The organism is Verrucomicrobiota bacterium, assembly GCA_016871675.1.
Lineage (GTDB): Bacteria > Verrucomicrobiota > Verrucomicrobiia > Limisphaerales > VHCN01 > VHCN01.
On sequence record VHCN01000100.1, the window covers coordinates 1 to 8206 of the forward strand.

The 8206-nt window shown below is 66.3% G+C and carries 7 protein-coding genes and 1 tRNA gene; 6 read left to right on the plus strand and 2 right to left on the minus strand.

Features of this window, described 5'->3' with window-relative positions; translation table 11 throughout:
* Both FJ386_14470 and coaD read right to left on the minus strand, forming a co-directional pair.
* A partial coding sequence (locus FJ386_14470) for a hypothetical protein (protein MBM3877894.1) occupies positions 1 to 339 on the minus strand: 339 nt, incomplete at its 3' end.
* A gap of 46 nt (positions 340 to 385) precedes the next feature.
* Positions 386 to 889 (minus strand): pantetheine-phosphate adenylyltransferase, encoded by a 504-nt coding sequence (coaD, locus tag FJ386_14475; protein ID MBM3877895.1) that lies wholly within the window; start codon positions 887 to 889, stop codon positions 386 to 388.
* A 103-nt stretch (positions 890 to 992) separates the two neighbouring features.
* Between coaD and FJ386_14480 the strand changes: the two genes are divergently transcribed.
* From FJ386_14480 to FJ386_14505, 6 genes are all read left to right on the plus strand, one after another.
* Positions 993 to 1871 carry a prenyltransferase gene (locus tag FJ386_14480; GenBank protein ID MBM3877896.1) on the plus strand — a complete coding sequence of 293 codons (879 nt, stop codon included), beginning with the start codon at positions 993 to 995 and terminating at the stop codon, positions 1869 to 1871.
* A gap of 12 nt (positions 1872 to 1883) precedes the next feature.
* Entirely contained in the window at positions 1884 to 3623 is a 1740-nt protein-coding gene (locus FJ386_14485; protein MBM3877897.1) for a hypothetical protein, read from the plus strand.
* Positions 3620 to 5110 carry a hypothetical protein gene (locus FJ386_14490; protein ID MBM3877898.1) on the plus strand — a complete coding sequence of 497 codons (1491 nt, stop codon included), beginning with the start codon at positions 3620 to 3622 and terminating at the stop codon, positions 5108 to 5110. Before FJ386_14485 ends, FJ386_14490 begins: the two co-directional genes overlap by 4 nt.
* Positions 5111 to 5214: 104 nt before the next feature.
* Positions 5215 to 7038, plus strand: a complete 1824-nt coding sequence (locus FJ386_14495; GenBank protein ID MBM3877899.1) for an amino acid permease — start codon at positions 5215 to 5217, stop codon at positions 7036 to 7038.
* Positions 7039 to 7087: 49 nt separating this feature from the next.
* Positions 7088 to 7879, plus strand: coding sequence for an ROK family protein (locus FJ386_14500; protein ID MBM3877900.1), 792 nt, complete (start codon positions 7088 to 7090; stop codon positions 7877 to 7879).
* 59 nt (positions 7880 to 7938) lie between these two features.
* A tRNA-Gly gene (locus FJ386_14505) sits at positions 7939 to 8012 on the plus strand.
* Positions 8013 to 8206 lie beyond the last annotated feature (194 nt).

Genomic DNA, 8206 nt, shown 5'->3' on the forward strand with positions numbered 1-8206 from the left:
AATATCCTCGCGAATTTGGGGCGTCAAGTCCACCGCATCGGCCACGACGGGCACGGCGTCGTTGCCCTTCAACTCCAGATGCGCGGCCCATTCGCGCAAATCCATCACATGCTCGAACGGCTTCAAGCACCGGGCGCACTCGCAACGGAGCGCAAGCCGCAGGCGTCCCTGGACGAGGATCGACCCCTCCATCAACTCGGCCTGCAGCCAGTGTTCGAGGAACTCCGCGGGATGGATCAACTCGTCCGGGTCCGTCAATCCAAGTTCCGACACCGGCAATCGCCCATCGAGCGCGATGGGCGACCGGGAAAGTTCGATCACGTTCAGAAGCAGCGGCATGGTGGCGATGAATCGGGCAATCGGTGGGCTTTTCGACCGGCGCACGCTAGCGACGGCTTCCCTTCCGGCTGGTTGGCGCAAGTTTGTTCTTCAACGCCCGGCCGACCGCCGGCGGCACAAACGCGCGGACGTCCCCGCCCAGTCGCGCTATCTCCTTCACCAGCCGCGAACTGAGAAACGTGTAAGTGTCCTTCGGCATCATGAAAATCGTCTCCACCCGTTCGTCGAGCTTCCGGTTCATCAGTGCGAGCTGAAACTCGAACTCAAAGTCCGACACCGCCCGCAGTCCTCGGATGACCGCGCCCGCCTTGCGCCGCCGCACGTAGCGCACCAGCAAACCTCGGAACGTCTCGGCACGGACGTTCCGCATCCCTTTCACCGCGCCCGCGGCCAGCGCAAGCCGCTCTTGCAGGCTGAACAGCGGCGCTTTCGTGTCATTGTCCGCGACCGCCACGATCACGCGGTCGAACAACCGCGCCGCGCGCTTCACGACGTCCAGATGGCCGTTCGTGAACGGGTCGAAGCTGCCGGGATAAATCACCGTTCGCACGGCGGCAAAATACGTCCCTCCCGCCGGCGGTGAAAGTCAAAAGCCGGGCCGACATCTTCTTCTTCCCAACCCCTGCGCGTCCGTGTTTCATCGCCGCGCACTCATGCCGGCGCAAACTCAGCCCACGCTTCGCTCCTACTTGCGCACGCTCCTCGTGCTCGGCCGTGTCTCCAATCTGCCGACGGTCTGGTCCAACTGCCTCGCCGGCTGGCTCCTGGGCGGCGGCGGGAACTGGCACCTCTTCACGCACGTCTGCCTCGCCGCCACCTGCCTCTACGTCGGCGGAATGTTCCTCAACGACGCCTTCGACGCGGAGTTCGACCGGCGGCATCGCGCGGAGCGACCGATTCCCTCCGGCGCCATCACGCCGCGCCAAGTCTGGCAGTTCGGCTGCCTCTGGCTTGGCGCCGGGTTGCTGCTGCTCATCGTCACGAACAAAACAGCCGCGAGCCTCGGCGTCGTCCTCCTCGCGTGCATTCTCCTCTACGACGCGGTCCACAAGTTCGTGCAATGGGCGCCCGTGCTCATGGCGGCGTGCAGGTATTTTCTCTGCCTCGCCGCCGCCGCCACGGGCGACCTCGGCGTGACGGGCCTCGCGATGTGGAGCGCGTTCGCGCTCGCGTTTTACGTGGCCGGCCTCAGCTTCATCGCCCGCGTCGAGAGCACGGGCGGCATGGCAAGCCGCTGGCCGATCCTGTTGATCGTCTCGCCCGTCGGACTCTCGCTCGTTGTGAACGCGGGCGAATTCGCATTTAATGCCGCGCTCCTCGCGTCGCTCCTCCTGCTCTGGACCCTCCACAGCCTCGGGCCGCTGCTCTCCGAAACCCGCCGCAACGCCGGCGCCGCCGTGTCGCGGATGCTTGCCGGCATCGTGTTCGTGGACCTGCTCGCCGTCGCCGATGCCCCGGTCGAGATCGGCGCCGGATTCCTGGTTCTCTTTTGCCTCGCATTGTTGTTCCAGCGCTTCATACCCGCGACCTGAGCGGCGCTTGCCATGAATCCACGCCGACGTGAGGATGCCGCCGTGCGACTCCCGCGAACTCTGCTTCGGTTTCTGCTGCTTGCGACGCTCGCCGCAAATCCAGGCATTGCATTGCGCGCCCAGCAAGCCGCCTCGCGTCCCGGCCTGTTAGTCGTCGCGCGCGACGACTCACGATCGGTCACGTTCCTCGCGCCCACCCCCAACTTCACGCTCACGCCGCAGCAATCCATCCATCCGCAGCTCAAGCCCGCGTTCATCGCCGAATGGACCGGATACATCAAAATCCCCCGCGCGGGCCGCTACACGTTCTTTGCCGACGCGCACGTGTTCATCAACGGCCGCGAAGTGGAGGGCCAGCCCGTGCAACTCGCCGCAGGCGAAAACACGCTCCGCATCGCATTCGCGCGCAAGCCCGGCGGCCCCGCCCGCCTGCAGCTTCAGTGGCATTCCGATCACTTCGCGCGCGAGCCGGTGCCGTGGACCGCCTTCGTCCGGCGCGAATACCCCACGCTGCCGTCGCTCGCCGACACGGTGCCCGGCCCCGTCGTCAGCGAGGCGCCGCTGCAGCGCTTTCATCAACTGGCCAGGCAGCTCAATTGCATCGAGTGTCACGAACTCTACGGACCGCCGCGGCGCGCGTTCGGCGCGAATGAAGCGCCGCCGCCGCTCACCGACGCGGGCAACAAGCTCCGCGCGAGCTGGCTCGAGGACGTGCTCGTTCGCAACCGCCGCGTCCGCCCGTGGATGTCGCTCCTGCCCGCGCACGGCGGAGAAACCGCCCGCGAACTGGTTCCGCTCTTCGCGCAGCAAGCCGGCGCGGAGTTGGGCGAAGGCGAGCGGGCCGAGCCGCTTCCTCCGGCACAACTCGACGAAGGAGCGAAGCTGCTCGGTTCCGGCGACGGCGGGCTCTCGTGCATCACGTGCCACGATTTCAAGGGCCGGCGCTCCGTCGGCGATTTGCGCGGGCCGGACATGGTCGAGATGCACGCGCGCATCCGCGGCGACTGGCTGCGGCGCTGGCTCCGCGACCCCGGCCGCATCCAACAAGGCACGGCCATGCCCGCGTTCTTCAGCGAGATGCCCGCGGCGGAAGCGGAAGCGAAAATCGATCGGTTGCTCCGCACGCTCGCCGCGGGCCGCGACCTGCCACTCCCCGCGGGACTCGACGCGCCGACGGCGGACTTCAAGCTCGCGGCGCACAACGAAGTCGTCGTGCATCGCACGTTCATCGCCGAATCGTCGCCGCGCTCGATCGCGGTCGGATTTCCCGGCGGGCTGTCGTGCGTGTTTGACTCGGAGGCGTGCAGCCTGCGTTACGTCTGGATCGGCGGATTCCTCGATGTCGAGCCGGTGTGGACCGGTCGCGGCGGTGGCAACGCGAAGGCGATCGGCCAGCGAATCTTCACGGCCCCAAACGCGTTCCCGCTGCGCTTGGGCTCGATGGAAGCGGAGCCGAAACAACTGGCGTTCAAGGGCTACTCGCTCGTGAAGTCTCCGAACGGCGCGATGGAAGCGGTGGAGTTTCGGTTCGAGGCCGACGGTGTGGCGGTGAAACAAGTGCTCGCGAGATCGCGCGGAGGCGGATTGGAAATGCGCTTCAACCTCGGCAACCGGACGAACGACTCGTGGTTCGCCGCGACCGACAGCGACAAGGCGCGCGTGAGTTCGCCGGATGGAGAATTTCACAACGGCCGCCTCGTCGTTCGCGGTGCAAGGCAGACGAGATTCACGGTGAGGATCGATCCCAAATGAACCGAGCCACGGCCATCGTCGTCATCGCGATTTGTTCTCTCGAAGCGCTCGCCGCTCCATCCGACTACTTCCGCATCACGGTTGTGGACGAGCAGACCGGGCGCGGAGTGCCGTTGGTGGAATTGGAGACGGTGCATCACCTGCGCTTCCAGACCGACAGCGCGGGCGCGGTGGCGTTCTTCGAGCCGGCGTTGATGAACCGCGAAGTCTTCTTCCACGTGCGCAGCCACGGCTACGAGTTCAAGAAGGACGGCTTTGGCTACGCGGGCAAATCGCTCGCGGTGAAGCCCGGCGGCAGCGCGGAACTCAAGCTCAAGCGGCTCAACATCGCCGAGCGGCTCTATCGTGTGACGGGCGAGGGCATCTACCGCGACTCCGTGCTGCTCGGCGGACGCGCGCCCATCGCCGAGCCGCTGCTCAACGCACAGGTCGCCGGGCAGGACACGGTGATGGCGCTCCCGTATCGCGGCAGGCTGCACTGGTTTTGGGGCGACACATTGCGCCCGAAGTATCCGCTCGGCCACTTCGGCACCGCGGGCGCGACGAGCGGACTTCCCGCGCGCGGCGGACTCGAACCCTCGGCCGGCGTGGACCTGACTTATTTCACCGGCGCAGACGGCTTCAGCCGGCCGATGATCAAGCTTGGCGCGCCGGGCATGGTGTGGGTCCACGGCGTCTTCACGATCAACGACCCCTCCGGCAGCGAGCGGCTCGTCGCGCATTACATGCGCATGAAAAGTCTCGGCGAAATGCTCGAGCACGGGCTCGTGGTGTTCAACGACGAGCAGCAGCGGCTCGACAAGCTCGTCGAGTTCGACCTCAAGGAGAAGTGGCGCCGCCCACACGGACATCCGGTGCGGCTCAAAGGCGCGGGCGGCGACCACATTTACTTCCCCGCGCCGTTTGCGACCGTCCGCGTGAAGGCCGACTGGCAGAGCGTGACAAACCAGTCGCGCTACGAGGCACTCGCGATCACGACCAACACCACGGGAAAGGCGCAGCATGAATGGCAGACGCCGTCAGCACCGCTCACACAAAAGGCCGAGCGCGAGCAGGTCCGCAGCGGCCAACTCGACCCGGCCGAGGCTCGCTTGCAGATGACCGACGCCGATTCCGGCAAACCCGTGGACATGCACTCGGGTTCAATCTGCTGGAACGACTTCCGCAAGCGCTGGGTGATGATCGGCCTGCAAAGCGGCGGCACGTCGTTTCTCGGCGAGATTTGGTTCGCGGAGTCGGAGTCGCTCACCGGCCCGTGGACGCTCGCGCGCAAGATCGTGACACACGACCGCTACAGCTTTTACAACCCGGCGCAGCACCCGTATTTCGACCAGCACGGCGGGCGCCTCATCTACTTCGAGGGCACTTACACGGCGGAGTTCTCCGGCAACCCGGTGAAGACGCCGCGCTACGACTACAACCAGATCATGTATCGCCTCGACCTCGCCGACCCTCGGCTCGGTCTGCCGCTGCGACGAACGGATTGACCGGCCCCGGCTAATCGTTTGACGAACCGTGGTTCCTCGCCTCAAATGGCCGCGCTTCTGATGCAACCGCATCCCTTCACCGCCCCGGAACGCCCTTCGTAGCCATGGAAAACCCCGGCGTGCATCGTCCGCGCAACCTCGACTGGAGGCGCGCCGCCGCGCTGCTCTACGGCGACTGGGGCACGAGCAAAGCCTACGTCATCGGCTTTGCGTTCAGCGCGAGCGCGGCGGCCGCGGCGTGGGCGTCGTTGCCGATCATCGTGGCCGTCGTCGCGCTCACGGCGCTCGTCGCGTGGAACTACATCATCGTCTGCAAACATTTCCCGGACGGCGGCGGCGTGTATTCCGCGGCGCGCGACCAAAGCCGGACGCTTGCCGCGCTCGGCGCGCTGCTGCTCGTGGCGAATTTCACCGTGACCGCGGCGATGAGCGGATGGGCGGCGATGACGTATTTCCGCGTGCCCCCGGAGTTGGTCGGGCGCGCGACCATCCTGCTGCTCATCGTCGTGGGCATCGTGAACTGGTTCGGGCCGAAGCACAGCGGGAGTTTCGCGATGACGCTGGCCGTGCCGATGGTCGTCGTCGTGCTGGTGACGATCGCGCTGAGCGTGCCGCACCTGAAGACGACGAACCTGGAGGCCGGCCAGGGATTCGGCCCGTCGTGGCTGGCGTTCACGGGAATGATCCTCGCGCTCAGCGGCGTGGAGGCCATCGCCAACCTCACGGGCGTGATGAAACTTGACCCGGACTCGACGATGGAACAGCCGCGCGTCGGCCACACTTCCCGGAAAGCCATCGCCATCGTCGCCGTCGAGGTCGTCCTCGGCACGGTGCTGCTCGGCTGGGCGATGCTCTCGATGCCCAAGTCCGACGAACCGATGCTGCGCGACCGGTGGGAGGATATGCTGAGCGTCCTCGCGCAGCATTACAGCACGCCGATCCTCGGTGCGGCAGGCGCGAACGCCTTCGGCATCATCACGGGCATCGTCGTCGGGCTGTTGCTGCTCAGCGCGGTGAACACCGCCGTCGCGGCGTTGATCGGCCTCGTCTACATGCTCGCGCGCGACGGTGAGATGCCCCGCACTTTCACGCGCCTCAATCGATTCGGCGTGCCGTGGCTGCCGCTCGCCATCGCGGCGATCATCCCGGCGGTCGTCGTCGCGTTCACGACCAAGCTTGAATCGCTGATGAGCCTCTACGCCATCGGCGTCGTCGGCGCGATCACGGTGAACCTCGGCTCGTGCACCTTCAACCGCGCGCTCGTGCTCCGCTGGTGGGAGCGCCTGCTGATGGGCGTCACATTTCTGATCCTGCTCGGGGTGGAGCTGACCGTGGCGAAGCACGAGCAGGACGCGCTGTTTTTCGCGGTGTGCGTGCTCGGCGTGGGCTTCGCGTTGCGCGCGTGGGCGCAACGCCGCGCGGGGCTTCGCACCATCACCGTGTCCGAGGGCGTCGCCGCGCGCGTCGCTCCGGCGACGGTCCCAGATTTTCAGCTGAACCTGAACCCGGGCCAGACCATCCTCGTCGCCGCGCGCGGCCTCACGCCCGTGTTGAAATTCGCGCTCGAGGAGGCGCGGCTCCGGCAGGGTTCGCTCTACGTCCTTTTCGTCAAGGAACTCGGCGTCACGCTCACCGGTCCCTTGCAATACCCGGGGCCCGCCCGCTGGGAGGATGACCCCGAGGCCGCGAAAATCATCTCCACCATGATCGAGCTCGGCCGCCAGAACGACGTGCCCGTGGTCCCGGTTTACGCCGTGAGCGACAGCCCGGCCGCCACCATCCTCGACCTCTCGGCCACGTTCGGTGTGGACATCCTCATGCTCGGCTCCACGCACCGGAACAAGATGGTCAACCTGCTCAAGGGCGACGTCGTGACTGAAGTCGCCAAGAGCCTTCCGGAAAACATCCAGCTCGTCATCCACGGATGACCCGACGGGCTCGAAACCCAGAACACAGAACGGCAGACCCTGAAACCCCATGAGCGATTCGCACCTTATCCTTGGCGTGGACATCGGCGGCACGAGCATCAAGGCCGCGATCGTTGACACGCGCAAAGGCGAGCTCACCACGGCCGTCGCGCGGAGCAAGACGCCGCAACCCGCCACGCCGCGGGCCGTCGTCACCGCCATCGGCGAACTTCGCAAGCGACTCCGCTGGACCGGCGCCGTCGGCGTCGGATTCCCGGGCCTCATCAAGAACGGCGTCGTGCGCCGCGCGCCGAACCTCGACCCATCCTGGGTGCGCCACGAAATCGTGGAGCACATGCGCCGCACCCTCGGAGTCTCGTTCGTCGCGGTCGGCAATGACGCGGACGCCGCGGGCCTCGCCGAGGCGCGGTTCGGCGCGGGTCGCGGCGTGCGCGGCACCGTCGTGCTCGTGACGCTCGGCACCGGCATCGGCTCGGCGGTGCTCCACAACGGCTCCCTGCTCCCGGACACGGAGCTTGGCCACCTCGAAGTCGGCGGGCAGGACGCGGAGAAATTCGCCTCCACCGTCGCGAGAGAGCGGCACAAACACTCCTGGGAAACGTGGGGACGGAACGTCGACCGATACCTCGCGACGCTTGAATACATGCTCGCGCCCGACCTCTTCATCATCGGGGGTGGAGTGAGCGCCGAACCCGAGAAGTTCTTCCCGCACCTCGCGAGCGTGGAATGCAAGATCGTGCCGGCCACGATGGGCAACGACGCGGGCATCGTCGGTGCCGCGCTGTTCGCCGTCCGCGGCGCGAAGGCACTCGCACGAAAAAATCGCAGCGCCCCGGAATGAGCCAACTCGCGTGTTGCACTCGCCCGGCCGCGTGTGCTAACAACCAGCCGTCCGTCGGCGCGGGTGTAGTTCAATGGTAGAACTCGGGCTTCCCAAGCCTGCAGCGTGGGTTCGATTCCCATCACCCGCTCCAATCTTCATTTTCGCTCGGTAAATCCAGTGCTTTTTTAACATCGAAGGGCTTCAAAACCGCCCGTCGACTCGCCGAGATCATCCGCGCTGCCTGAACCGCCGGCTTCCCAACCGGGCGCGGGCAAAAAAAAGGGCGCCCTTTCGGGCGCCGTGAAACTGAACTGCGGAAACCAGCCTTACTGAGGCAGGATGACC

Coding starts and splice junctions, on each gene's coding strand:
- FJ386_14490 (MBM3877898.1), top strand. CDS start 3,620: ATGAACCGAGCCACGGCCATCGTCGTCATCGCGATTTGTTCTCTCGAA.
- FJ386_14495 (MBM3877899.1), top strand. CDS start 5,215: ATGGAAAACCCCGGCGTGCATCGTCCGCGCAACCTCGACTGGAGGCGC.
- FJ386_14480 (MBM3877896.1), top strand. CDS start 993: ATGCCGGCGCAAACTCAGCCCACGCTTCGCTCCTACTTGCGCACGCTC.
- FJ386_14485 (MBM3877897.1), top strand. CDS start 1,884: ATGAATCCACGCCGACGTGAGGATGCCGCCGTGCGACTCCCGCGAACT.
- FJ386_14500 (MBM3877900.1), top strand. CDS start 7,088: ATGAGCGATTCGCACCTTATCCTTGGCGTGGACATCGGCGGCACGAGC.